Annotated in this window: 22 protein-coding genes, 1 tRNA gene and 2 rRNA genes; 13 read left to right on the top strand and 12 right to left on the bottom strand. The window is 56.5% G+C overall.

Annotated features, from left to right (window positions below; all coding sequences use genetic code 11):
* Window positions 1-53: 53 nt before the first annotated feature.
* The 8 genes from yhdP to LGM20_RS02370 form a co-directional block, all read right to left on the bottom strand.
* Entirely contained in the window at window positions 54-3851 is a 3798-nt protein-coding gene (gene yhdP / locus LGM20_RS02405) for an AsmA2 domain-containing protein YhdP (RefSeq protein WP_044524919.1), read from the bottom strand.
* A gap of 37 nt (window positions 3852-3888) precedes the next feature.
* Entirely contained in the window at window positions 3889-5358 is a 1470-nt protein-coding gene (gene rng, locus LGM20_RS02400) for a ribonuclease G (protein WP_004206239.1), read from the bottom strand.
* A 2-nt stretch (window positions 5359-5360) separates the two neighbouring features.
* The gene (locus LGM20_RS02395) at window positions 5361-5942 is read right to left on the bottom strand and encodes a Maf family protein (RefSeq protein ID WP_023291155.1); all 582 of its coding nucleotides are present in this window, start codon (window positions 5940-5942) and stop codon (window positions 5361-5363) included.
* A 7-nt stretch (window positions 5943-5949) separates the two neighbouring features.
* On the bottom strand, window positions 5950-6438 hold the full coding sequence (gene mreD / locus LGM20_RS02390) for a rod shape-determining protein MreD (protein ID WP_002918648.1): 489 nt from the start codon (window positions 6436-6438) through the stop codon (window positions 5950-5952).
* Window positions 6438-7430, bottom strand: coding sequence for a rod shape-determining protein MreC (mreC, locus tag LGM20_RS02385; protein ID WP_004206242.1), 993 nt, complete (start codon window positions 7428-7430; stop codon window positions 6438-6440). Before mreC ends, mreD begins: the two co-directional genes overlap by 1 nt.
* 70 nt (window positions 7431-7500) lie before the next feature.
* Window positions 7501-8544 (bottom strand): rod shape-determining protein MreB, encoded by a 1044-nt coding sequence (gene mreB / locus LGM20_RS02380; RefSeq protein ID WP_002918653.1) that lies wholly within the window; start codon window positions 8542-8544, stop codon window positions 7501-7503.
* Window positions 8545-8849: 305 nt separating this feature from the next.
* Window positions 8850-10790 carry an RNase E specificity factor CsrD gene (csrD, locus tag LGM20_RS02375; RefSeq protein ID WP_044524921.1) on the bottom strand — a complete coding sequence of 647 codons (1941 nt, stop codon included), beginning with the start codon at window positions 10788-10790 and terminating at the stop codon, window positions 8850-8852.
* A gap of 79 nt (window positions 10791-10869) precedes the next feature.
* Window positions 10870-11061: a hypothetical protein gene (locus LGM20_RS02370; RefSeq protein WP_032429221.1), complete on the bottom strand. Its 192-nt coding sequence runs from the start codon at window positions 11059-11061 to the stop codon at window positions 10870-10872.
* A 230-nt stretch (window positions 11062-11291) separates the two neighbouring features.
* On the opposite strand from LGM20_RS02370, the gene msrP reads away from it, so the two are divergent.
* The 10 genes from msrP (at window position 11292) to fis (ending at window position 19758) form a co-directional block, all read left to right on the top strand.
* Complete coding sequence (msrP, locus tag LGM20_RS02365; RefSeq protein WP_032454192.1) at window positions 11292-12293, top strand: protein-methionine-sulfoxide reductase catalytic subunit MsrP; 1002 nt, start codon at window positions 11292-11294, stop codon at window positions 12291-12293.
* Entirely contained in the window at window positions 12293-12892 is a 600-nt protein-coding gene (gene msrQ, locus LGM20_RS02360; protein WP_023291158.1) for a protein-methionine-sulfoxide reductase heme-binding subunit MsrQ, read from the top strand. The genes msrP and msrQ overlap by 1 nt, the downstream gene beginning before the upstream one ends.
* Before the next feature lie 232 nt (window positions 12893-13124).
* Window positions 13125-13577 (top strand): type II 3-dehydroquinate dehydratase, encoded by a 453-nt coding sequence (gene aroQ / locus LGM20_RS02355; protein ID WP_023291159.1) that lies wholly within the window; start codon window positions 13125-13127, stop codon window positions 13575-13577.
* A 22-nt stretch (window positions 13578-13599) separates the two neighbouring features.
* Complete coding sequence (gene accB / locus LGM20_RS02350) at window positions 13600-14067, top strand: acetyl-CoA carboxylase biotin carboxyl carrier protein (protein WP_004206250.1); 468 nt, start codon at window positions 13600-13602, stop codon at window positions 14065-14067.
* Window positions 14068-14077: 10 nt separating this feature from the next.
* The gene (accC, locus tag LGM20_RS02345; RefSeq protein ID WP_004174096.1) at window positions 14078-15427 is read left to right on the top strand and encodes an acetyl-CoA carboxylase biotin carboxylase subunit; all 1350 of its coding nucleotides are present in this window, start codon (window positions 14078-14080) and stop codon (window positions 15425-15427) included.
* 110 nt (window positions 15428-15537) lie between these two features.
* Window positions 15538-15780 carry a DUF997 family protein gene (locus LGM20_RS02340; protein ID WP_004206253.1) on the top strand — a complete coding sequence of 81 codons (243 nt, stop codon included), beginning with the start codon at window positions 15538-15540 and terminating at the stop codon, window positions 15778-15780.
* A complete protein-coding gene (gene panF / locus LGM20_RS02335; protein WP_044524923.1) occupies window positions 15770-17221 on the top strand; it encodes a sodium/pantothenate symporter in 1452 nt (483 codons plus the stop codon). Before LGM20_RS02340 ends, panF begins: the two co-directional genes overlap by 11 nt.
* A gap of 11 nt (window positions 17222-17232) precedes the next feature.
* Window positions 17233-18114 (top strand): 50S ribosomal protein L11 methyltransferase, encoded by an 882-nt coding sequence (gene prmA, locus LGM20_RS02330; RefSeq protein ID WP_044524925.1) that lies wholly within the window; start codon window positions 17233-17235, stop codon window positions 18112-18114.
* Between the two features lie 357 nt (window positions 18115-18471).
* Window positions 18472-19437: a tRNA dihydrouridine synthase DusB gene (gene dusB / locus LGM20_RS02325; RefSeq protein WP_004144972.1), complete on the top strand. Its 966-nt coding sequence runs from the start codon at window positions 18472-18474 to the stop codon at window positions 19435-19437.
* A gap of 24 nt (window positions 19438-19461) precedes the next feature.
* Window positions 19462-19758, top strand: a complete 297-nt coding sequence (gene fis, locus LGM20_RS02320) for a DNA-binding transcriptional regulator Fis (RefSeq protein WP_000462905.1) — start codon at window positions 19462-19464, stop codon at window positions 19756-19758.
* Between the two features lie 84 nt (window positions 19759-19842).
* Here the strand turns inward: fis and envR are convergent, their stop codons facing one another.
* Window positions 19843-20496: an acrEF/envCD operon transcriptional regulator gene (envR, locus tag LGM20_RS02315; protein ID WP_044524927.1), complete on the bottom strand. Its 654-nt coding sequence runs from the start codon at window positions 20494-20496 to the stop codon at window positions 19843-19845.
* A 376-nt stretch (window positions 20497-20872) separates the two neighbouring features.
* On the opposite strand from envR, the gene LGM20_RS02310 reads away from it, so the two are divergent.
* The 3 genes from LGM20_RS02310 (at window position 20873) to LGM20_RS02300 (ending at window position 25649) form a co-directional block, all read left to right on the top strand.
* Entirely contained in the window at window positions 20873-22012 is a 1140-nt protein-coding gene (locus LGM20_RS02310) for an efflux RND transporter periplasmic adaptor subunit (RefSeq protein WP_044524928.1), read from the top strand.
* Between the two features lie 12 nt (window positions 22013-22024).
* Window positions 22025-25135 (top strand): efflux RND transporter permease subunit, encoded by a 3111-nt coding sequence (locus LGM20_RS02305; protein ID WP_023291164.1) that lies wholly within the window; start codon window positions 22025-22027, stop codon window positions 25133-25135.
* 292 nt (window positions 25136-25427) lie between these two features.
* Window positions 25428-25649 carry a putative periplasmic lipoprotein gene (locus LGM20_RS02300; protein ID WP_004206262.1) on the top strand — a complete coding sequence of 74 codons (222 nt, stop codon included), beginning with the start codon at window positions 25428-25430 and terminating at the stop codon, window positions 25647-25649.
* A gap of 224 nt (window positions 25650-25873) precedes the next feature.
* Here LGM20_RS02300 and rrf (LGM20_RS02295) read toward each other — a convergent pair.
* From rrf (LGM20_RS02295) to rrf (LGM20_RS02285), 3 genes are all read right to left on the bottom strand, one after another.
* A 5S ribosomal RNA gene (gene rrf / locus LGM20_RS02295) occupies window positions 25874-25989 on the bottom strand.
* A gap of 38 nt (window positions 25990-26027) precedes the next feature.
* Window positions 26028-26103, bottom strand: a tRNA-Thr gene (locus LGM20_RS02290).
* Window positions 26104-26117: 14 nt separating this feature from the next.
* Window positions 26118-26233, bottom strand: a 5S ribosomal RNA gene (gene rrf, locus LGM20_RS02285).
* Window positions 26234-26330 lie beyond the last annotated feature (97 nt).

Below are 26330 nucleotides of genomic sequence, written 5' to 3'. Positions count from 1 at the left end.
GGAAATACAGAAGGCTTCTATTGAGATTGCGGCAATTCCCGGCAATCGTCAAATCATTGCTTTTTGTTGCTGCGCGCCTGGCGCAGCACTTCATTGATCTGCGGCTGGTCAATCGGGCCGGTGATGCGATAGCGCAGTATCGAGACTTTGTTCCACAGCGGCCCCAGCACCTTGCTGGCGGCAAACACCGCCGCGCCGACAATCGGGTTGACGGCGAAGGCCGCCGCCACGCCGACGGTCGCGGATATCTCCGGCGCCACCACCGCCTGCAGGTCCAGATGACGACGCACCAGATCGACCGACCCTTTCATGGCAATGTCCGCCTCCAGGCCATCCACCAGCGTATCATCGGTATGCAGTACACCATCCTTAATCCAGGCCGTACTGTTAATCGAGTCGAAGTAAAATCCTTCGCTAAAGGTATCGCTGAAGTCGAAGCGCAGTTTGCGCAGCAGGGCATCGACGCTCAGCAAACGCAGCAGCTGGCCTGCGTGTCCGGTACTCAGGTCGGTAAACTGACCCTTGCCGAGGTGGCTTTTAATGATCCCATTGAGCGACGCGACATCGGGTGACCAGGGCGGCGCGCGCCAGTGCAGATCGTAGTCGATATCAAACGGCGAATCCTTCACCGGTGTGGAAACGCCAAAGAAATCCGCAAATTCATCCGTTTTATTGCCATGCAGTCTGCCTTTCAGCGAGGTGCGCACCCCGGAAGGGGCGTTAACCCACACGCCGTCGGTCGTCAGCCGGCCAAACCCGGTATCCACCAGGCCATTGGAGAGCGTTAAGGTATCGCCCTTGATCGCCACATCGCCGTCGATACGGCCATATTTTTGCCCCCACAGCCAGCATTCCGCGCAGCGCAGCTGCAGATCGGGCCAACCGTGGAAATCCGGCCGCGTCTCCGCCTGCGGGGCCACGTTCTCCGTTCCGCCCTTGCCGCTGGCGCTGGCCGGGTTGAAATAGAGATAACGCACATTTGCCAGCCACGGGGCATTGTCGCGCATCGTCAGGGTGGCGTTGATCTCGCGCCCCTGCGCCTCAACCTGTGAACCGCCGGTGACCGGCTGCGACATCAGACTCACGTTGTTCCATTGCTGGCCGGCCAGCGCAAGCGACGGCGTACGCAGCACAATGCGCGGTGGAAAGAGGACGCTGCTGCTGACTTCATTCGCCGCGCCCTTCTGGAACAGCGCCAGCCACTGCGCGCCATCCATCGGCGGCAGATTGAGCTCAACGCCGGGCTGGTCGGGCAGCGGAGAGGGGCCTTTGCTGTCCGTCGTGAGGATCGCTCTGTCCAGCGTCAGCTTACGGTTCAGCAACCAGCGGCTGTTGATATGATTCTTCGCGCCAACGGAACCGGTCAGGTCGAAGCTGCTCAGACCGCCGGCAACATTAATTTTGACCGGCAGGGGTTCGCCAGCGGGCTTGTTGACCGGTGAAGGTAAGTGACTGCTCACATTCTTCAGATCGCCATTGATATCAACCTTATAGCTGGCATTGCCATGGTACGGCAGTTCGATAGCGACTTTACCCTCCCAAGGAACGCTACCGCTCAGCGCCTCATTAACCGCTTTCGGCAGCAGCCCGGTGCGCGACGGTTGCCAGCTGGCGTTCATCCCGACATCCACCAGAAATGCTTTTTCGCCTTCGCGGGTGGAAAAATTGAGGTTCAGCGGCTGATTAAACCAGGTCGCGCTCAACGTTTGACTATTAAGATCGCCATTCACAAAGCTGAAATTACCGCTCAGATTCTGCAGCGTGGTATCTAACGGCTTGATAAACAGATCGTTATTCTGCAGATGCACATCGCCTTTCGCGGTGGTCATTTCGCCATCGAGGGGAATGTTCAGATGTAAGCGAGCGCTTACATCACCATCCAGCTGCAGGGAATCCAGCGCCGCTCCCAGGGTCTCTTTCAGCGGCGTGGTGTTGAAATAAGGTCCCACCTCTTTCCCCGGGCCTTTGATATCGGCATCAATCAGCAGTTTTTCCTGTGCATAATCCGGGATCGCGGCATCGAGATTGCTGGCGGTTACGTTGCCGAGCATCGCTTTCTCCGCCCGCATCCACAGGCCGCTGTTGATAAAATTAAGGTCGATATTCAACCCGGTCAGCGCCGGCCAGTCCGGTTGAAAAGCGAAAGTGGCATTCTTCAGCGGGACGTAAACCTGGAACTGTCCTTCGTTGTGCGGATACGGGAACAGATGTGGGTTGCCGCCATACACCAGCGTCGCATCGCGTGCCTGTCCGGCTTTTATCGCGCTGCTGAGATAGTCCACCAGCGCTTTGCCCATCAGGTTTTCCGGGAAGTAACGCCACGCCTGGCCGCCATCGTTGGTGCTGATCCCCGCCAGAATGCCCAGCCAGGGATCGTCCCCCTGCGGTTGCAGATAGCGGAAGCCGCCGCGGGCGCGTACCCCCGTCGCCTGCACGTCAATATCGCGGCCATCAAGCATAAACCCTTTGTCATTTTTTACCCAGCTGAGGGTGGCTTCGCCAGCGGCGATCTCCAGCGGGGCCCGGAAAACACCGGTATACGGCATCAGCGCCTTCGTCATGCGCGCGCGCAGTTCCCCATGCTCAACGCTGCCATTCAGGCTGCCGGAAAAGTGTTCCGCTCCCGGCAGGAGCTTCCACTGCTTCCACGCCAGATCGCTCCACTGCGCCTGAAAGCGCGTTTTCTCCGTCGCCTGCAGGGGAATATCGAGAGCCAGCAGGTTGATTTTGCCGCTGGGCTGCGTGGTGCGCCAGAGTTCGCCCAATGAAGGCGCCAGCTTATCGGCAAACGGCTGCAGTCCGCTCAGACCGCTGAGGGCTAAGTTGCTGGCGCGAATACGTAATTCATCGCTACGCTGATGACCGTCGCCACCGACATCCTGCGCAGGGATCCACGCCATCGCCAGCGCGCCGCTTGGCCAGGGTTTATCGTCGATCGCGATCCGCGTATCGGGAATGTAGAAGCCCCAGCTCTGCTTGTCATGGGAGAGATGCGCCGTCAGGTTATCCACTGACAGGTGATGAACCTTGCTATCCCCCTGCCAGCTGGCGCCCCCTTTTTTCAGCCATACGTCGCCGCTGGCCACATCGCCTTTTTCAATGGTCATCCAGCCTTCGAGGCTGAAGCGGGCGCTTTTCAGGGCAATATTGTCCTGCATCCAGCGGCCCAGCCAGGGCTTGACGTCAATATCGTCAGCCTGCAGCCAGACCCGGCCTTTGTTCAGCAGGCCATCCTCATCGCGGAGATCCATCCGCACCTGCATGACGCCATGCTGGCCGGTGAGACTGGAAAGGCTGAGCTGCCCCTCGGCGCGGTGACGGTTCCTGCCGTTCAGCCAGGTCAGCTGCGGGACCGCCAGCTCCGCCCGCTGACCGGAAATAGTCAGGAAGCTCAGATGGCTGTCGCGCAGAGTAAAGTGGTCGAACTGACGTAAAAAGAGATCGCTGACGCGGTCGGTTTTCAGGCTTTCACCGCCGTCATTGGTCTGAATAGGGGTATTGGTATGGATCTGCAGCTGCCAGAAGGTGAGATCACGGAACTGCCAGCGCATATGCAACAGACTCTGCCAGACGTCCAGCGCCAGGGTCACGCGCTTGACCGCCATTGTCCCGCCATCTTTCAGCCCGACATGAATATCGCGGACATCTAATGTTGGGCCAAAAGTTTGCCAGCTGGCGGCGATCTGCGAGGCATCCACCGGCGTGCCGGTGAGAGAGGAGATCTTCTCCAGCAGCTGCGGACGCCAGGCATCGAGCTGTGGCAACACGAGACGCAAGCCACTCACCAGCAGCGCGACGATAACAATCAGTGTTGCCACGGTGAGCAATAAAATCCCGGGCAGTCGCCTCACGCCTCTCTCCTTGTCAGCCGCACAATGACGCAGTGTCTTACATCATAACCACATCGAACTGCTCTTGATTATAGAGCGGCTCAATTTGTACCTTCACCTGCTTGCCGACAAAGATCTCCACTTCCGCCAGCGCATGCGACTCTTCCCCTTTCAGGGTTTCCGCCACCGCAGGGGAAGCATAGACCAGGAAGCGATCGGAATCATAAGCATGATGCACGCGAACGATCTCACGCATAATCTCATAGCATACCGTTTCCACGGACTTTACCGTTCCGCGTCCGTGGCAGGTCGGGCATTCGTTGCACAGCACATGCTCCACGCTTTCGCGGGTGCGTTTACGGGTCATCTCCACCAGACCCAACTGGGAGAAACCGTTGATGCTGGTCTTCACCCGGTCTTTACTGAGGGCCTGCTCCAGGGAGTGCAACACCCGCCGGCGATGGTCTTCATTGTTCATGTCGATGAAATCAATGATGATAATGCCGCCGAGATTACGCAAACGCAGCTGGCGGGCTATCGCCTGGGTGGCTTCGATATTGGTATTGAAGATAGTATCGTCAAGATTGCGATGCCCAACAAACGCCCCGGTGTTGATATCGATGGTGGTCATCGCCTCGGTCTGGTCGATGATCAGATACCCCCCGGACTTGAGCTCGACTTTACGCTCCAGCGCGCGCTGAATTTCGTTCTCAACGTCAAAGAGATCGAATATCGGCTGACGGCCGCTGTAGTGTTCCAGCTTGCTGGTCATTTCCGGGATATATTCGGCGGTAAATTCGAGTAGCGCCTCGTAGGTCAGCCGCGAGTCGACGCGAATCCGGTCGAGATGCGCGTCGGCAAAATCACGCAGCACGCGCTGAGCCAGGGCCAGCTCGCCGTACAGCTGATAGCGGGTCTGGTTGCGCTTTTTGCGCTCCATCACCTTGGTCCATACGCGCTTAAGATAGGCGGCATCGGCGGCCATCTCTTGCTCGTGAACGCCTTCCGCGGCGGTGCGAATGATAAATCCGCCCTGCTCGTCGCAGTACTCTGCCACGACCTTTTTCAGCCGCTCGCGCTCGGCTTCGCTTTCAATGCGCTGAGAGACCCCCACGTGGGAGGCGCCCGGCATAAAGACCAGATAGCGGGAAGGCAGGGTAATATCGGTGGTCAGACGCGCGCCTTTGGTACCGAGCGGATCTTTAACCACCTGGACCATCAGGTCCTGGCCCTGGCGCACCAGCTCCGAAATATCGCGCACGGTAAACTGCTTTTGCTCTTCACCGGCAACGCACTCGGTATGCGGCATGATATCGGAGGCGTGGAGGAACGCCGCCTTATCCAGACCAATATCTACAAAAGCCGCCTGCATTCCCGGCAGCACTCGGCTAACACGACCTTTGTAGATATTGCCTACTATTCCGCGTCGCGCTTCACGCTCAATATGGATTTCCTGCAGAATACCGCCATCAATATACGCAACGCGCGTTTCGGATGGCGTTACGTTCACTAATAATTCAGCCGTCATCTTTATCCCTTTTCTTTACGCAGTGAGTTAAAGTTACTGAGCAACTCATACGTTTCCACCAGCGGTAAGCCGACTACGGCGTGATAGCTGCCATTAATCTTCCTGACGAAACAGCCACCCAACCCTTGAATACCGTATGCACCTGCTTTATCTAAAGGCTCGCCGCTGGCCACATAATCGGCGATATCCTGCTCGCTGAGCGGCCGGAAGGTCACTTCCGTGACCACCAAGCAATCCAGCGTCTGCTGCTTATCCGCCAGCGCCACCGCGGTCATGACCTGATGGGTTTGGCCGGAAAGCAGGCGCAGCATCGCTGCAGCGTGTTCGGCGTCGCGCGGTTTTTCCAGCACTTCGCCGTTCAAAATAACAATCGTATCCGCTCCCAAAACCGGCAAATCCCGCGATGCCAGCGCCACTCCGGCCTGCGCCTTTTCGCGCGCCAGGCGCACGACATAGTGCTGCGCGCTCTCCTGCGGCTGGCGCTGCTCCTCGATACCAGGAACCAGACGCTCAAACGCGAGACCAAGCTGAGTCAGCAGTTCCTGCCGACGCGGGGAACCAGAAGCAAGATACAGAGTTGTCATATCAACCTTATTGCACTGCAAATTGCTGACGCACTTTACGCATCAGCAGGAAGAGCCATGGCCAGAGGATACCGTTTACTACACTACTCCAGAATACTTCCGGACGGAAAGAGACGTTGATCACTAAAAACTCTGCCCAGAAAACAATGATATCCACGGCGAGGGATAACAGCATGACCACCAGCGCCTGTTGCCACAGCGCCAGGTTACGGAACAGCTGATACTTCAGCGCCACCAGATAGGCGACGATGCTTAAGGACAGCGCGCGAACGCCCAGCGTCGAACCGCTGATGAGATCAAGAATAGCCCCCATCACGAAGCCCGTTCCCACATTCACCCGGTGCGGCAGCGCGAGGATCCAGTACAGCAGGATCAATAATACCCAGTTGGGCCGGAAAACGCTGATGTCCGCCGGCCAGGGCATAATTTGCAGCAATAGCGCGATAAGAAACGAGAGCCAGATAACCCAGCGTCCCTGGCTACGGTAACTTGCCACTATTGCCCCCCTGCAGGCTGCGACGGCTGAGACGGCGTCAGCCCGGTGGCGGGCGCCGGCATCTGCGGCCCCATCGCATCCGGCGCAGGCAACACCTGCGGCATCATCTGCATCAGGCGTTCGTTAGCCACCCGATGGACCTCTTCCGGGGTCATCGGGTTAGCGCCATTGCGATCGGCGCCCCACAGCAGCAGCAGATAGCGCAAACGCTGCAGACCGGCCGTCGGACGCGCCTGGATCACCGTGTAGGCGCGCTGGGTGTCCAGTTTCACTGAAGAGACAACCCCAACCGGGTACCCTTCCGGGAAACGACCGCCCAGACCGGAGGTCACCAGCACATCGCCGACGCGAATATCGGTATTTGCCGGCAGATGCTCAAGCTGGAGGTCGTCGGTGCAGCCGTTACCGGCGGCAATGACGCGAATATCGTTCCGCAGGACCTGGATCGGCAACGCATGGGTGGCATCACAGATCAGCAGTACCCGGCTGGTCATTTTCGCCACGGCTACGACCTGCCCCACCACGCCTTTATCACTGATAACCGGCTGGCCTTCGTAGACGCCGTTGACGCTGCCCTTATCGATAACCACCTGATCGCTGTAGGGGTCGTTGACCGTTGAGATGACCTGGGTCACCATTTTTTGCTCGTCCTGGCGCAGCGGCGAGCCAAGCAGTTCACGCAGGCGCGCATTCTCCTGCTTGTACTGGCCCAGCATCAGCAGATCGCTGTTTTTCAGCAACAGCTCCTGACGCAGCGCGCGGTTTTCCAGTTCGAGCTGGTCACGGGTAGCCAGCGTCTGCGATACGCTGTCGAGCAGTTCCCGGGGACCATTAGAGACAAAGTAGAAAGGGCTGACGGCTGTATCCATGTACGTTCTGATTTGACTGAACGTACCCAGGCGGCTGTCGGCGATAATCACGCCAAGCGCCACCAGCACCGCCAGAATAAGGCGAATCTGTAGCGAGGGGCCACGGCTAAAAATTGGCTTCATAGGCTATGCGTATTCTCGTGTCAGTAAAGACCAGGGGCAGCGCGGAAGCCACCCCGGACCTTCAGGCTGACTACTCTTCGCTAAACAGGTCGCCGCCGTGCATGTCGATCATTTCCAGCGCCTTGCCGCCGCCACGCGCTACGCAGGTCAGCGGATCTTCAGCAACCACGACTGGAATACCGGTTTCTTCCATTAACAGACGGTCCAGGTTGCGCAGCAGCGCACCACCGCCGGTGAGAACCATCCCGCGCTCGGAGATATCAGACGCCAGTTCCGGCGGGCACTGCTCAAGGGCAACCATGACCGCGCTCACGATGCCGGTCAGCGGCTCCTGCAGCGCTTCAAGAATTTCGTTTGAGTTCAGGGTGAAGCCGCGTGGAACGCCTTCCGCCAGGTTACGGCCGCGCACTTCAATTTCACGCACTTCATCGCCCGGGTAAGCCGAACCGATTTCATGTTTGATACGCTCAGCGGTCGCTTCACCGATCAGAGAGCCGTAGTTACGACGCACGTAATTGATGACGGCTTCGTCGAAGCGGTCGCCGCCGATACGCACGGAAGAAGAGTAAACCACGCCGTTCAGGGAGATAACCGCTACCTCGGTGGTACCGCCGCCGATATCCACCACCATGGAACCGGTCGCTTCAGAAACCGGCAGGCCAGCGCCGATCGCGGCCGCCATCGGTTCTTCAATCAGGAACACTTCGCGAGCGCCAGCGCCCTGCGCGGATTCACGGATAGCACGACGCTCAACCTGGGTGGCGCCAACCGGCACGCAGACCAGTACGCGCGGGCTCGGGCGCATAAAGCTGTTGCTGTGCACTTGTTTGATAAAGTGCTGCAGCATCTTTTCCGTCACGAAGAAGTCAGCGATAACGCCGTCCTTCATCGGGCGAATCGCCGCGATATTACCCGGGGTACGGCCGAGCATCTGCTTCGCTTCATGACCCACGGCGGCGACGCTTTTCGGCGATCCGGCACGATCCTGACGAATGGCCACCACGGAAGGCTCATTCAATACGATGCCTTGTCCTTTTACGTAAATAAGGGTATTCGCGGTACCCAGGTCAATGGACAGGTCATTGGAAAACATGCCACGAAATTTTTTTAACATACTAAGGGATAATCCTGAAAGCTGGGGCGGAAAACAAAATCCGCTTACTTTACCAACCACACGCAGCAGCGACAAGGCGCAAAAATCACCTGCTGCGGTGAAAATTAGTGCAGTTCATTTCCTTTGTTACAAATTTTTCCGACTCCGTTCATTGCTGAAATCTTCAGCAGCGCTCCACGCCTGAATTTGTAACCTGTCAAAGGAGGGTCACTGGCATTTACATTGCGATGATCCGGCAGGTAGACAAGCACACCCCCTTCACGATGGCGCGCGTTATTCTACGTGAAATCACGCTAAACGGCAGATCAAACCGAGTATCTTTGCGAATATTTTTTCACATTTGTGTCAAGTGGCTGTGAGGCGGCAAAAAATTCCCCCTGCCCGCCCGTGACACCGCATTGGGACAGTACCAGCCACTCGCTGCGGCTGCGTACGCCCGTCGCAAAAACTTGCATAGGCATGCCTTTACAGGCTTCCACCAGGCTTTGCACCAGCAGCTGGTTCTCGCTGCGCTTTTCGATGTTGCGCGCCAGGCCCGGATGCAGTTTGATCAGCTCCGCATCCAGCTGCTTGATCCAGCTGGTTCCCACCAGGGTTAACCCTGCCTGAACCACCGCCACCCGAACGCCAAGCGCGTTAACCAACCGCATAACCGGCTGCAGACGGCCGATATATTGACAAACATCTGCCTCAGCAAGTTCAAAAATAATCCGTTGACGCTGCGATTTTTCACACTGCATCAGAGCATCGCGCAGCCAGCGCTGGAAACGCGGACGGATCAGCGACTCCACCGACAGCTGCAGCGCCAGATTCTCCTCGGGCCAGAAGCCTAAAAACGGCAGCAGGCGCGTCACCTGCAGGCGGTCATACTCCTCCGCCAGGCCAAACTGCAGCACCATCGGCATGTACTCGGCGGCAATCACCTCTTCTTTACCGTCGTACATCCGCGACATCAGTTCACGGTGATGCACCCGACCGTCGCGGGTAACGGCGGGCTTCTGGTACAACCGCGGCCCGCCGCGGCTCAGCATCTGTTCGATCAGCGTCCGCCAGCGAACGTTGCCGCGGCCTTTCTCCGGAAGGGTATCGTCATAGACCGACCAGCTGTTGCTGCCCTGCAGCACCGCGTTGCGCGTCGCCGCTTCTGCATGTTCCATCACTTGCGCCGCCGATTGTCCGCTGCGGAAAGAACAGATGCCGATATGCATCATATCGTCACGATCGAGGATCCGCGTCGGAGGCAGCGCGTCCATGGCCTTCAGCAGCAGCCCGGCGATACTATCCGCCTCTTTTAACGTACGGTGCGGCAGCAGCACGGCGAAGTCGCTACGGTGATAGCGCGCCAGCAGCGCGCCAGGGTAACGCATAATAAAGGTAGAGAGCAGGTTGATAAGCGTGAAGTAATGTTCTTCGGCCGCTGCCCGCCCCCAGTTGTCCCGTAGCAGATCAAACTCCGGTAGACGGATCATCATCACGATGCCGTACGCCCCCACCTTCTCCTGATCTTCCAGCAGCGTGGCCAGCTGATTGTCAAAAAACAGGCGATTATTCAGCCCGGTTTTAGAATCCTGTGCCGCATAGGAGCGAATCAGCGTATCCATCCGGCTGCGCTGATCGCTGGCAAACTGCAGCTCCGACAGCAGCATATCCAGCGCGCTACTGGTGCTGGCAGGCCATTCATAGACTGAGCCGCGCACCTGCGGCCCGCGCTCGCCGCTCAGGATACGCGTGGAACGAAGCTCAAGCAGCTCCTGACCCGCCAGCTGGCGGCGGATCCAGCGGACGGCGAAGAAAATAATCACCACCATGAAGCCGATGGAGATCGACAGCGGGGCGGTAATCGACAGCGAACGGAAATAGTTCACCATCGGGTCAACGTAGACCAGATGCAGAGAGATACCGGGATGTTTCAACGATGGGACCGTGATCTCACGGAATTGCTCATGACTGCCAAGCGGGCGATAGCTGTCGGTTCGGGAGTGGCTGTAGAGCGGTTTACCGTTAAGCATGAAATCGATATGCACGATCTCTATCGGCGTCATCAGCTCATCCAGCTGCGGCTCAAGCTTATCAAAAGAGGTGGTGATGAGCCGGTTATCCAGCATGGTCGCCACCGCCTGAACCCGGTTTTCGACCTTGTTCTCAATGCCGTTGTAAAAACTCAGCGAAGCGCCAATCAGCGTGACAAAGATGGTCAGGCTAGTTAGCAGCGTGATAAAGGCTGAGAACTTCGTCGTTAATCGCATCCCTGTGTTAACTCCGCGAGTGAATGACTGCCCGATGAACCATCAGGCTCCCGTGCCGGCGCGCGCCTTGACGCTAGCATTAACCTTTTAAAGCGCGACGCATACTATCAAAGATGGCGAGTCTGGCAATGGAATGCGTATTATCGGCGAAAGTATGCCGATAGCGAGTATAGTCGGCAGAAAAAATTTGCCAATCGCCGCCCGCCTGCGGCCTGCGCCAGAAGCGCTTTAATTTTAGACGCTGGATGGCAAACCCGCGCCAGCGGCGCACATTATTGCCGATTTTCCGTCCTGCCAGCCTCCCGTCCGCTTTTTTCCCTGCTAAAGATGCCGGGTCAGGCGCGGTAAAGGAAACGTCTTGCGCCACTTTCCGATGATTCCTGGACGACCGCGCCCCTGCTTCGGCGGCGGCCCATGCTCCTAATGTGCAATTTTTCGTGACATATTCGCGATTCATCGCCGCCTCCGTCATGCTTAAGGAAACGCATGACGGAGGACACCATGAAAAGAAAAAAACTGACGGAAGCCGACGTCACGGCCGAATCCGTTTTTATGCTCCAGCGGCGCCAGGTACTGAAAATGCTGGGCATCAGCGCGACCGCCCTTTCGCTTCCCGCCGCCGCGCAGGCCGACCTGCTGGACTGGTTTAAAGGCCACGACCGTCCGCCAGCCCCGGCGGGCAAAGCCCTGGACTTTGCTAAACCCGCTGAATGGCAGGCTAAGCTGACGCTTACCCCGGAAGATAAAGTCTCCGGCTACAATAACTTTTATGAATTCGGCCTCGATAAAGCCGATCCGGCGGCGAACGCGGGTAGCCTGCGCACCGATCCCTGGACATTGACCATCGGCGGTGAGGTGGCGAAGCCGCTGACTCTCGACCATGACGATCTGACCAAACGCTTCCCGCTGGAAGAGCGTATTTATCGTATGCGCTGCGTGGAAGCCTGGTCGATGGTGGTCCCCTGGGTCGGCTTCCCGCTGCATAAGCTGTTGGCGCTGGTGGAGCCCACCAGCAATGCGCGCTATGTGGCCTTCAAAACCCTCTATGCTCCGGATCAAATGCCCGGGCAGAAAGATCGGTTTATCGGTGGGGGACTGGCTTACCCTTACGTGGAGGGGCTGCGGCTGGATGAAGCGATGCATCCGCTGACGCTGCTCACCGTCGGGGTGTATGGCAAAGCGCTGCCGCCGCAAAATGGCGCGCCGGTCCGCCTTACTGTGCCGTGGAAGTACGGTTTCAAAGGCATTAAATCCATCGTCAGCATTGAATTGACCCGCGAGCGGCCGCCGACCACCTGGAATCTGGCGGCACCGGACGAATACGGCTTCTTCGCCAACGTCAATCCGCACGTCGATCACCCCCGCTGGTCGCAGGCCAGCGAGCGGTTTATCGGCGCCGGCGGCGTACTCGATGTCAAGCGTCAGCCAACCCTGCTGTTTAACGGCTATGCCGACGAGGTGGCGTCGTTGTATCGCGGCATGAACCTGCGGGAGAACTTCTAGTGCGTTTCACCGTCAAACAGATCGCCTGGCTGAAGGTTTTACTTCATCTGGCGGGTTTTTTGCCGCTGGTCTGGCTATTCTGGGCCGGACATCAGGGCTACTTTAGCGCCGATCCGGCCAAGGATATCCAGCATTTTACCGGCAGGATGGCGCTGAAGTTTCTGCTGGCGACGCTGCTGGTCTCCCCGCTGGCGCGCTATGCGAAACAACCATTATTGATTCGCGTTCGTCGCCTGTTAGGTTTATGGTGTTTCGCCTGGGCGACGCTGCACCTGACCAGCTATACCCTGCTGGAGCTGGGCATTAACAATCTGGCGCTGCTGGGCTCGGAGATTATCAACCGCCCCTATCTGACGTTAGGCATGGTCAGCTGGGCGATCCTGCTGGCGCTGGCGGTGACGTCGACGCAGGCGATGCAGCGAAAACTGGGCCGCCGCTGGCAACTTTTACACAACTTCGTCTATCTGGTGGCGATCCTCGCGCCGATTCACTACCTGTGGTCAGTGAAGATCCTCTCGCCGCAGCCCATCATTTATGCCCTGCTGGCAGTGGCGCTGCTGGCATGGCGTTACAAGAAGTTCCGCCAGTGGTGGCGCTGAATCCCGTAATGTGCAGTTTCCCGCAGATCCTTTATCAACCGCGACTCTTTTTAAGATAGCGGTTGATAATCTTCCCTGATAAGACCAGTATTTAGCTGCCAATTGCTACGAAATCGTTATAATGTGCGACTTTGGCTTTCCTGACGGGGTTTTCTGACCCTGAAAAGGTGACAAGGGCGCATTGAAGGTATATGTTGTTTTTTACCCGAAAATGGCAGGAGATCGCCACACGATGGCAAAGAAGTTTCACATTTTGCTTTTGAATGGTCCAAACATTAACATGCTCGGTACCCGCGAGCCTGAGAAGTATGGTCCGCTCACGCTGGCGGAGATTGTTAACCATTTAACATCTGAAGCGGCGGCGCTGAATGTGAGCCTGGATCACCTGCAGTCCAACGCGGAGCATGCGTTAATCGACCGAATTCATCAGGCTAAAGACAACGTGGACTATATCCTGATTAATCCGGCCGCGTTCACGCATACCAGCGTAGCAATCCGTGACGCTTTGCTTGCCGTGAACATCCCGTTTATCGAGATTCACCTGAGCAATGTGCATGCACGCGAACCCTTCCGCCAGCATTCGTATCTGTCAGATGTCGCCGCTGGCGTCATCTGCGGACTGGGGGCGGACGGCTATTCATACGCTTTACAGACGGCGGTAAAACGCCTGTCACAATCACACTAAACAAAGAGTACGGAACCCACTCATGGATATTCGTAAGATTAAAAAACTGATCGAGCTGGTTGAAGAATCAGGTATCTCCGAACTGGAAATTTCTGAAGGCGAAGAGTCTGTTCGCATCAGCCGCTCTGCACCGGCCGCAAGCTATCCGGTTATGCAGCAGGCTTATGCTGCGCCGATGATGCAGCCTCAGGCACCTGCCGCCGCGGCTGCCGCGCCAGCTGCAGCAGCAGAAGCGCCGGCAAAAGCGGAAATCAGTGGTCACATCGTACGTTCCCCGATGGTTGGTACTTTCTATCGTACGCCAAGCCCAGACGCGAAAGCGTTTGTGGAAGTTGGCCAGAAAGTTAACGTGGGCGACACCCTGTGCATCGTCGAAGCGATGAAAATGATGAACCAGATCGAAGCCGACAAAGCCGGCGTGGTGAAAGCCATTCTGATCGAAAGCGGCCAACCGGTAGAATTCGACGAGCCGCTGGTAGTTATCGAGTAACGAGGCGAACATGCTGGATAAAATTGTCATCGCTAACCGTGGCGAGATCGCACTGCGCATCCTTCGTGCCTGTAAAGAACTGGGTATCAAGACCGTTGCTGTGCATTCCACCGCGGATCGCGATCTAAAACACGTATTGTTAGCGGATGAGACGGTCTGCATCGGTCCGGCTCCGTCCGTAAAAAGCTATCTGAACATCCCGGCTATCATCAGCGCCGCTGAGATCACCGGCGCGGTAGCAATTCACCCGGGGTATGGCTTCCTCTCTGAGAACGCCAACTTTGCTGAGCAGGTTGAGCGCTCCGGCTTTATCTTCATCGGCCCGAAAGCCGACACCATCCGCCTGATGGGCGACAAAGTGTCCGCGATCACCGCCATGAAAAAAGCCGGCGTCCCGACCGTACCCGGTTCTGACGGCCCGCTGACCGACGACATGGACGCTAACCGCGCCCATGCCAAACGCATCGGCTATCCGGTGATCATCAAGGCCTCCGGCGGCGGCGGCGGTCGCGGTATGCGCGTTGTGCGCAGCGATGCTGAACTGGCCCAGTCCATCTCCATGACCAAAGCGGAAGCCAAAGCGGCTTTCAACAACGATATGGTCTACATGGAGAAATACCTGGAAAACCCACGTCACATTGAAATTCAGGTACTGGCGGACGGTCAGGGCAACGCTATCTATCTGGCTGAACGTGACTGCTCCATGCAGCGTCGTCACCAGAAAGTGGTCGAAGAAGCGCCGGCGCCGGGCATCACTCCGGAACTGCGTCGCTACATCGGCGAGCGTTGCGCGAAAGCCTGTGTCGATATCGGCTACCGCGGGGCGGGTACCTTTGAGTTCCTTTTCGAAAACGGCGAGTTCTACTTCATTGAAATGAACACCCGTATCCAGGTAGAGCATCCGGTAACTGAAATGATCACCGGCGTTGACCTGATCAAAGAGCAGCTGCGTATCGCAGCCGGCCAGCCGCTGTCCATCAAGCAGGATGAAGTGGTGGTTCGCGGCCATGCGGTGGAATGCCGTATCAACGCCGAAGACCCGAACACCTTCCTGCCGAGCCCGGGTAAAATTACCCGTTTCCACGCGCCGGGCGGCTTTGGCGTGCGCTGGGAGTCCCATATTTACGCCGGCTACACCGTACCGCCGTACTATGACTCCATGATCGGCAAACTGATCTGCTACGGCGAAAGCCGTGACGTGGCGATTGCCCGCATGAAGAATGCGCTGCAGGAGCTGATCATCGATGGCATCAAGACCAACGTCGATCTGCAGATGCGCATCATGAGCGACGAGAACTTCCAGCATGGTGGCACCAACATCCACTATCTGGAGAAAAAACTCGGCTTGCAGGAAAAATAATTCTGCTCTCTCAGCAAAAGGCCGGATTTTCCGGCCTTTTTTCTTTTTCTCTCTCCTCATCTATACCATGCGGTACAATCCCCGCTTTCTTTATCCTCAAGGGACAAAAAATGGACAAACGCTTTGTTCAGGCCCACAAAGAAGCGCGCTGGGCGCTGTGGCTGACCCTTCTCTATCTTGCCGCCTGGCTGGCCGCCGCCTATCTGCCGGGGGTGGCTATCGGTTTTACCGGCCTGCCCCACTGGTTTGAAATGGCCTGCCTGCTGGTTCCGCTGCTGTTTATTCTGCTGTGCTGGGCGATGGTCAAACTGGTTTTCCGCGACATTCCTCTGGAGGACGATGATGCAGTTTGAGGTCATTATTCCCCTGATCGCCTATCTGGTAGTGGTGTTCGGCTTATCCCTTTACGCCATGAGAAAACGCGCCTCAGGAAGCTTTCTTAATGAGTACTTTCTCGGCAGCCGCTCGATGGGCGGCTTCGTGCTGGCCATGACGCTAACCGCCACCTATATCAGCGCCAGCTCATTTATCGGCGGACCCGGCGCCGCCTATAAATACGGCCTGGGCTGGGTACTGCTGGCGATGATCCAGCTCCCCGCCATCTGGCTGTCGCTGGGCGTACTGGGAAAAAAATTCGCCATCCTTGCGCGTCGTTATAATGCCGTCACCCTCAATGACATGCTGTTTGCGCGCTACCAGAGCCGTCTGCTGGTCTGGCTGGCCAGCCTGAGCCTGCTGGTAGCCTTCGTTGGCGCCATGACCGTCCAGTTTATCGGCGGCGCCCGCCTGCTGGAGACAGCTGCGGGTATTCCCTACGATACCGGTCTGCTGATCTTCGGCATCAGCATCGCGCTGTATACCGCCTATGGCGGCTTTCGCGCCAGCGTGCTCAACGATACCATGCAGGGCATGGTGATGCTGATCGGCACGATCGTGCTGCTGGTGGGGGTGATCCACGCCGCCGGCGGGATTGGCCATGCGGTAGAGACTCTGCAGTCGATCGACGTCAAGCTGGTGTCCCCGCAGGGGGCGGAAGATATCCTCTCGCCAACCTTTATGGCCTCGTTTTGGGTGCTGGTCTGCTTCGGCGTCATTGGCCTGCCGCATACCGCCGTTCGCTGTATCTCCTACAAAGACAGCAAAGCCGTGCATCACGGCATTATGATCGGCACCATCGTAGTGGCGATCCTGATGTTTGGCATGCACCTGGCCGGCGCGTTAGGTCGGGCGGTGCTCCCCGACTTAACCGTACCGGATCTGGTGATCCCGACGCTGATGGTCAAAGTGCTCCCGCCCTTTGCGGCAGGGATCTTTCTGGCCGCGCCGATGGCGGCGATTATGTCGACGATCAATGCCCAGCTTCTGCAAAGTTCCGCTACGATCATCAAGGATCTGTATCTGAACTGGCGTCCGGATCAGGCGACTAACGAAAAGCGGCTAAAACGCATGTCCGCCGGCATCACGCTCCTGTTGGGTGTTCTGCTGCTGCTCGCGGCCTGGCGACCGCCGGAGATGATTATCTGGCTGAATCTGCTGGCCTTCGGCGGCCTGGAAGCCGTCTTCCTGTGGCCGCTGGTACTGGGCCTGTATTGGGAACGTGCTAACGCGGCTGGCGCGCTGAGCGCGATGATCGTGGGCGGCGTGCTGTATGCCGTACTTGCCACGCTGAAAGTGCAGTTTCTCGGCTTCCACCCGATCGTTCCCGCGCTGCTGCTGAGTTTACTGGCGTTTGTGGCAGGGAACCGTTTCGGCCGTCCCGCACCACAGCCACCTATTTTGACTACTGATAAATAAAGAGTTTTGCTATGCCATGGATCCAACTGAAACTAAATACCACCGGCGCGAACGCTGAAGATCTTAGCGATGCGCTGATGGAGGCCGGATCGGTCTCGATCACCTTCCAGGATACGCACGATACGCCGGTATTTGAGCCGTTGCCCGGGGAAACCCGGCTGTGGGGCGATACCGACGTGATCGGCCTGTTCGATGCCGAAACCGATATGAAAGCGGTCGTTGCCCAACTGGAGCAGCACCCGCTGCTGGGCGCCGACTTCGCGCATAAGATCGAGCAGCTGGAAGATAAAGACTGGGAGCGGGAATGGATGGATAACTTCCATCCGATGCGTTTCGGTGAGCGGCTGTGGATCTGCCCGAGCTGGCGCGACGTTCCGGATGAAAATGCCGTCAACGTGATGCTCGATCCGGGTCTGGCCTTCGGTACCGGCACGCACCCGACGACATCCCTGTGCCTGCAGTGGCTCGATGGACTCGACCTCAACGGAAAAACGGTCATTGATTTTGGCTGCGGTTCCGGCATCCTGGCGATTGCCGCGCTGAAGCTGGGAGCCGCAAAAGCGATCGGCATTGATATCGACCCGCAGGCTATTCAGGCCAGCCGCGATAACGCTCAGCGTAACGGCGTCTCTGAGCGTCTGGAGCTCTATCTTCCTCAGGACCAGCCGGAGTCGATGAAAGCCGACGTCGTGGTCGCCAATATCCTGGCTGGCCCGTTACGTGAGCTGGCGCCGTTAATCAGCGTCCTGCCCGTTTCAGGCGGTTTGCTGGGGCTTTCCGGCATCCTTGCCAGCCAGGCGGAGAGCGTCTGTGAAGCCTACGCCGATCTCTTCACCCTTGACCCGGTGGTCGAGAAAGAGGAGTGGTGCCGGATCACCGGCCGGAAAAACTAAGCGCAATGCGGCCTGTGGGCCGCATTTTTGTTTCCAGTAGCCACCAAATAATGCCAGGAAATGAGAGGCAGATCGCACTACAGAGCACTTTTTTGGCTATAAAAACAGCGTTTTATATCGTCTGGTAGCGAGTTTTTCTAAGAAAAATCGAGAAGTTTTATGATTTTATAAATGGACACAAATTATCCATCAGCCATTAAATCAATGATTAATATAAGTATTTATTCATTCCTTTTACGTTAGTCCCGGATTCATTGATCTGCAACAGAGGATTGCTCAAAGTTTGGCCTTTCATCTCGTGCAAAAAATGCGTAATATACGCCGCCTTGCAGTCACAGTATGGTCATTTCTTAACTCATGCGCATCGGACACCACCAGCTCAGAAATCGCCTGATCGCAGCGCCCATGGCTGGCATTACTGACAGACCATTCCGGACGCTGTGCTACGAGATGGGAGCGGGTTTAACCGTTTCCGAGATGATGTCCTCTAACCCACAGGTGTGGGAGAGCGACAAGTCCCGTTTACGGATGGTGCATATTGATGAGCCCGGTATTCGTACCGTGCAAATCGCCGGTAGCGTGCCGGAAGAGATGGCTGCCGCCGCGCGGATTAACGTGGAAAGCGGCGCCCAGATTATTGATATCAATATGGGATGCCCGGCGAAAAAGGTGAATCGCAAGCTTGCAGGTTCAGCCCTCTTGCAGTACCCCGACCAGGTGAAGTCGATCCTGACGGCGGTCGTGAATGCGGTGGACGTTCCTGTGACTCTCAAGATTCGCACCGGTTGGGAACCGGAACACCGTAACTGCGTAGAGATTGCCCAACTGGCCGAAGAGTGTGGCATTCAGGCTCTGACTATTCACGGACGCACCCGCGCCTGCTTGTTTAACGGAGACGCTGAGTACGACAGTATTCGGGCAGTTAAGCAGAAAGTTTCCATTCCGATTATCGCGAATGGCGACATTACTGACCCGCTTAAAGCCAGAGCTGTGCTCGACTATACAGGGGCTGATGCCCTGATGATAGGCCGTGCAGCTCAGGGAAGACCCTGGATCTTTCGGGAAATCCAGCATTATCTGGACACTGGAGAGCTGCTGCCCCCGCTGCCGCTGGCAGAGGTCAAGCGCTTGCTTTGTGCGCACGTTCGGGAATTGCATGACTTTTATGGTCAGGCAAAAGGGTACCGAATCGCGCGTAAACACGTCTCCTGGTATCTTCAGGAACATGCTCCAGATGACCAGTTTCGGCGCACATTCAACGCCATTGAGGATGCCAGCGAACAGCTGGAGGCGTTGGAGGCATACTTCGAAAATTTTGCGTAATAGAAATAAAGAGCTGACAGAACTATGTTCGAACAACGCGTAAATTCTGACGTACTGACCGTTTCTACCGTTAACTCTCAGGATCAGGTAACTCAAAAGCCCCTGCGTGACTCGGTTAAACAGGCACTGAAGAACTATTTTGCTCAACTGAACGGTCAGGATGTGAATGACCTGTATGAGCTGGTACTGGCTGAAGTTGAACAGCCCCTGTTGGACATGGTGATGCAATACACCCGTGGTAACCAGACCCGCGCTGCCCTGATGATGGGCATCAACCGCGGTACGCTGCGTAAAAAACTGAAAAAATACGGCATGAACTGATACTAGTCAGTTGCTTGCTTGATATAAAAGGCGCTCTTCGGCATGGGGAAGCGCCTTTTTTATTACCTGCGGCAGCGGGACACATTACTGATTCACCGCCCGCAGTACCGGCGTCTCCAATACACGAGCAGCACAGACTACCGCCATAATATTATCCACCAGCGCAGGCGCCTGCTGATAAAGATCGAAGCGTTGCGGATCGAGCAGCCAGTTTTTAATTAGTCCGGAAAAGGCGCTGTGTAAAACAATTAATATCACTTCAATATTTGTTTCGGCTGGCAATATATTGTTACGCACACAGCACTGCAGCATGCCGCCGATGAGCGAATAATTAAAGCCAATGCGCTGGCGAATTTCATTTTCCGAAAGCATATCATTGGAAAACTCGCAGCGCTGATAAAGAATTTGCATCAGCGCGCGCTGGCGAGGATTCGCAGCAATATAGCGGAGCCCGGTAATAAACCGCTCGCGCAATGCATTTAAAGGCTCCTGTTCATTCTCTGTTGCGAGGCTATGCTGAATCAAATCCCTGAGCGGTGGCTGCTGCTGCCACATTTCATTAAACAGCTCGGTCTTACTGGCAAAATGCCAGTAGACGGCGCCGCGGGTCACTCCCGCCGCATCAGCAATATCCGTCAGGGTCGTGTTGGTCACCCCCCGCAGAGCGAACTGCTGGATCGCGGACTCAATCAGGAGCTGCCGCGTGCGTAGCGCCTCTTCTTTCGTTTTTCTTGCCATACAAGCCCCCTTCCCGCCGGACAGGATATTTAGGATTTTCTGAAGATCGCTTAACCTAACATTTGTCATGGAATATTTTTTAGCAAAAATGCAGACAAGTTAATTCTGACGCCATCGTCAAATAAATTACCCAAATCAATATTAATAAATAACTCATTCACGGAATTGATGTCTATTTATTAAGATTTACAATTAAGGTAAACAGAATAAAAAGGCAGCGCGTTTTTTTGTTTTTGCGTGCCTTGCTGATTGTCCCAAAATAACTATCCCTTACATCCAGCGGCGTTTATTTGTAGGATGGCAAACTGCTTTTTAATTCCCTCTTTCTTTCACAGATTCGCCGCCGAATTTGGCACGTAATCTATAAGGAACCGCCATGACTACTCACGCCAGAGTGACACTTTTATCCGGTTTAATTATCTCGGCCTTATTGCTTACCGGCTGCGATAATTCGGACAATCCGCAACCCCATGCCCAGGCGCCGCAGGTGACGGTCCATGTCGTGAACAGCGCGCCGCTGTCGGTCACCACCGAACTGCCAGGCCGAACTTCAGCTTTTCGCGTGGCGGAAGTCCGCCCTCAGGTAAGCGGTATTATCCTGAAGCGTAACTTTGTTGAAGGAAGCGATGTCGAAGCAGGCCAGTCGCTCTATCAGATCGATCCGGCAACCTACCAGGCGGCGTGGAACAGCGCCAAGGGCGATGAAGCAAAAGCCGAAGCCGCAGCCGCCATCGCCCACTTGACGGTGAAACGCTACGTTCCGCTGCTGGGTACCAAGTATATCAGTCAACAGGAATACGATCAGGCGGTAGCCACCGCCCGCCAGGCCGATGCCGACGTCATCGCTACCAAAGCCTCCGTGGAAAGCGCCCGCATCAACCTGGCCTACACCAAAGTGACCTCTCCCATTAGCGGACGCATCGGTAAATCGAGCGTCACCGAGGGGGCATTGGTTACCAACGGTCAGTCGGATGCCCTGGCCACCGTCCAGCAGCTCGATCCGATCTACGTCGACGTGACGGAATCCAGCAATGACTTCATGCGCCTTAAGCAGGAAAGCCTGCAACGCGGCGGCGACACCAAAAGCGTTGAACTGCTGATGGAGAACGGTCAGGCCTATCCGCTTAAGGGTTCGCTGCAGTTCTCCGACGTCACTGTCGATGAAAGTACAGGTTCAATTACCCTGCGCGCTATCTTCCCTAACCCGCAGCATGTCCTGCTGCCGGGGATGTTCGTCCGCGCCCGCATCGATGAAGGCACCGATCCGCAGGCCATCCTGGTGCCGCAGCAGGGGGTGACTCGAACGCCGCGGGGCGATGCCTCCGTCATGCTGGTGAATGACAAAAATCAGGTTGAAACCCGTCAAGTGGTGGCTTCCCAGGCCGTGGGCGATAAGTGGCTTATCACCAGCGGGCTGAAGCCGGGCGACAAGGTGATTGTCAGCGGCTTACAGAAAGTCCGTCCCGGCGTCACCGTTAAAGCAGAAGTGGAGCGTGCGGCACCGGTCGCGCAATAAGGATACCCAGCCATGTCTAAGTTTTTTATCCATCGACCGGTCTTTGCCTGGGTGCTGGCCATCATCATGATGATTGCCGGCGGTCTGGCCATTCTCCAGCTGCCGATAGCGCAGTATCCGACGATTGCGCCCCCTGCGGTGGCGATCTCCGCCACCTATCCCGGTGCGGATGCTCAGACCGTGCAGGACACGGTCACTCAGGTTATTGAGCAGAACATGAACGGTATCGACAACCTGATGTATATGTCGTCGACCAGCGATTCCGCCGGCTCAGTAACCATCACGCTTACCTTTAAGTCCGGCACCGATCCGGATATCGCCCAGGTGCAGGTGCAAAACAAACTGCAGCTGGCCACCCCGCTGCTGCCTCAGGAAGTCCAGCAGCAGGGAATTAGCGTAGAGAAGTCCAGCAGCAGCTTCCTGCTGGTGGCCGGCTTTATCTCTGATAACCCGGTCACCACCCAGGATGATATTTCCGACTATGTCGCCTCTAATGTTAAAGATCCCATCAGCCGACTCAACGGTGTGGGCGATGTACAGCTGTTCGGCGCGCAGTACGCCATGCGCATCTGGCTGGATGGCAACCTGCTGAACAAATACAACCTGACGCCGGTGGACGTCATCAATGCGCTGCAGGTTCAGAACGATCAGATTGCCGCCGGCCAGCTGGGCGGTACGCCAGCGCTGAAAGGCCAGCAGTTGAACGCGTCGATCATTGCCCAGACGCGGCTTAAAGATCCGCAGGAGTTTGGCAAGGTCACGCTGCGGGTCAATGCCGATGGTTCTGTCGTCCATTTGAAAGATGTCGCCCGCGTTGAGCTGGGCGGAGAGAACTACAATGTCGTCGCCAGAATTAACGGCAAGCCCGCCTCTGGTCTGGGTATTAAGCTCGCGACCGGCGCCAACGCGCTGGATACTGCCACCGCGATTAAAGCGAAGCTGGCCGAACTGCAGCCTTACTTCCCCCAGGGAATGAAGGTGGTCTATCCGTACGATACGACCCCTTTCGTCAAAATCTCTATTCACGAAGTGGTCAAAACGCTCTTTGAAGCGATTATTCTCGTCTTCCTTGTCATGTATCTGTTCCTGCAGAACATGCGCGCTACGCTCATTCCGACCATTGCCGTGCCCGTCGTGCTGTTGGGTACCTTCGCGGTACTGTCGATGTTTGGCTACTCCATCAACACCCTGACGATGTTTGGTATGGTGCTGGCGATAGGTCTGCTGGTCGATGACGCCATTGTGGTGGTGGAAAACGTCGAACGTGTGATGGTTGAGGAGAAGCTCTCGCCAAAAGAAGCGACGGAAAAGTCGATGTCGCAGATCCAGGGGGCGCTGGTGGGTATCGCCATGGTGCTCTCTGCGGTTTTCGTGCCGATGGCCTTCTTCGGCGGTTCCACCGGCGCGATTTATCGCCAGTTTTCGATCACCATCGTTTCCGCCATGGCGCTCTCCGTGCTGGTTGCCCTGGTGCTGACACCAGCGCTCTGCGCCACGTTGTTGAAGCCAGCCTCAGCTGAACACCATGAGAAAAAAGGATTTTTCGGCTGGTTTAACGCCCGTTTTGACCAGAGCGTTAACCACTACACCAACAGCGTCAGCGGTATTTTGCGTGGAACCGGCCGTTACCTGGTGATCTATCTGCTGATCGTCGTGGGAATGGCCGTGCTGTTTATGCGTCTCCCGACATCCTTTCTACCCGATGAAGACCAGGGGGTCTTCCTGACCATGATCCAGCTGCCTTCCGGCGCTACACAGGAGCGGACACAGAAAGTGCTGGATACCGTGACCGACTACTATCTGCATAACGAGAAGGCTAACGTCGAAAGCGTCTTTACCGTTAACGGCTTCAGCTTCAGCGGCCAGGGACAAAACTCCGGCATGGCGTTTGTCAGCCTGAAACCATGGGAAGCGCGCAGCGGCGATAAAAACAGCGTGGAGTCCATCATCAAGCGAGCCACCGTGGCCTTCAGCCAGATCAAAGACGCCATGGTTTTCCCGTTCAACATGCCTGCCATTATTGAGCTGGGTACCGCCACCGGCTTCGACTTTGAGCTGATCGACCAGGGCGGGCTAGGTCATACTGCCCTGACGCAGGCGCGCAATCAACTGCTGGGCATGGTGAAACAGCATCCGGATCAGCTGGTACGGGTACGGCCTAATGGGCTGGAAGATACGCCGCAGTTCAAACTGGATGTCGACCAGGAAAAAGCGCAGGCGCTGGGCGTATCGCTCTCCGATATCAATGAAACGATATCCGCTGCGCTGGGCGGGTACTACGTCAATGACTTTATTGACCGTGGTCGCGTCAAGAAAGTGTACGTCCAGGCTGATGCCCATTTCCGTATGCTGCCGAGCGACATTAACAATATGTATGTTCGTAGCGCCAATGGCGAAATGGTTCCGTTCTCCGCCTTCGTCACTTCGCGCTGGATATATGGCTCGCCGCGTCTGGAACGCTACAACGGTTTACCCTCCATGGAGATCCTCGGTGAAGCCTCGCCGGGCAAGAGTACCGGGGAAGCCATGGCGCTGATGGAAGCGCTGGCCAGTAAACTGCCGAGCGGTATTGGTTACGACTGGACCGGGATGTCTTACCAGGAACGCCTTTCCGGCAACCAGGCTCCCGCGCTCTATGCCATCTCGCTGATTGTCGTCTTCCTGTGCCTGGCGGCGCTGTATGAGAGCTGGTCGATTCCGTTCTCAGTCATGCTAGTGGTTCCGCTGGGGGTGATCGGCGCGCTGTTAGCCGCCACGCTGCGTGGGCTGAATAACGACGTTTACTTCCAGGTAGGCCTTCTGACCACGATCGGTTTGTCGGCGAAGAACGCGATCCTGATCGTCGAATTCGCCAAGGATCTGATGGAGAAAGAAGGGAAAGGGATCATTGAAGCAACCCTGGAGGCATCGCGGATGCGCCTGCGACCCATTCTGATGACCTCTCTGGCTTTTATTCTCGGGGTCATGCCGCTGGTGATTAGCCATGGTGCCGGCAGCGGGGCGCAGAATGCGGTGGGTACCGGTGTCATGGGCGGGATGCTAACCGCGACACTGCTGGCGATCTTCTTTGTTCCGGTCTTCTTTGTGGTCGTCAGACGACGTTTTACCCGGCACGCTGAATAACCCGGCCTGGTATTAAAGGCGCCCCTGCGGGCGCTTTTTTTTCGCCTGGTATATGAGCAACCACTACAGCTTCCCGCTATCTGACAACCGCTATCGCGCGCGGCAGCGCTGGGACACGATCGTTCTCTCCATCTTTTCTGCATATTCCCCTGCTTATCTTCACGATATTTACGTGGCTCATATATTGAGATGATTTCGGCATCCGGGCCGGACAATCCGCGGTGATAAAATAAGCCATTCCGTTCTGCACTGGCTTTCAGTACAACCCTGCGGATTATCCAGAGGTAATATCATGAAAAAGTATTTAATCGTGGCGCTGCTGGCCTCTCTGCTGGCAGGCTGTGCCCATGACTCTCCCTGCGTGCCGGTGTATGACTCGCAAGGCCGCTTAGTCCACACCAATACCTGTATGAAAGGCACAACAGAAGACAACTGGGACACCGCAGGCGCGATCGCCGGGGGCGCCGCCGCGGTAGCCGGCCTCACGTTAGGGATCGTCGCGCTGACCCGCTAATTCTCCCCCGACCAGCAGATACAGGGGCTAGCGTCGAACCTGTATCTGCTCTTCTGCGCATCATCCACATGACAACCGAACAAACAAACAAACTCACTGTCCCTTGCTGCATTACGCGCAAATCGGCTTTGACGGGTTTCCCCCTGGCGGCAGGACTGCTTATCGACAGATAACACAAAAGCAGAAGGCCCAGTCTTTCGACTGGGCCTTCTGCTTTATTTGATGCCTGGCGATTCCCTACTCTCACATGGGGAGACCCCACACTACCATCGGCGCTACGACGTTTCACTTCTGAGTTCGGCATGGGGTCAGGTGGGACCGCCGCGCTATTGTCGCCAGGCAAATTCTTTACAACGTGCCGAACTTTAACCTAAAAAGTGGTGCTGATACCCAGAGTCGAACTGGGGACCTCACCCTTACCAAGGGTGCGCTCTACCAACTGAGCCATATCAGCACGCTAAATTTGATGCCTGGCAGTTCCCTACTCTCACATGGGGAGACCCCACACTACCATCGGCGCTACGGCGTTTCACTTCTGAGTTCGGCATGGGGTCAGGTGGGACCACCGCGCTAGTGCCGCCAGGCAAATTCTGTTTTATCAACACGTCCTGCGGACGCATCGACTAATCTGTATCGAAGCTGAAAATCTTCTCTCAATCCGCCAAAACATCTTCGGCGTTG

It is taken from the genome of Klebsiella quasipneumoniae subsp. quasipneumoniae (genome assembly GCF_020525925.1).
GTDB classification, from domain to species: Bacteria; Pseudomonadota; Gammaproteobacteria; order Enterobacterales; family Enterobacteriaceae; genus Klebsiella; species Klebsiella quasipneumoniae.
This window is presented reverse-complemented; position numbering and strand designations above follow the sequence as displayed.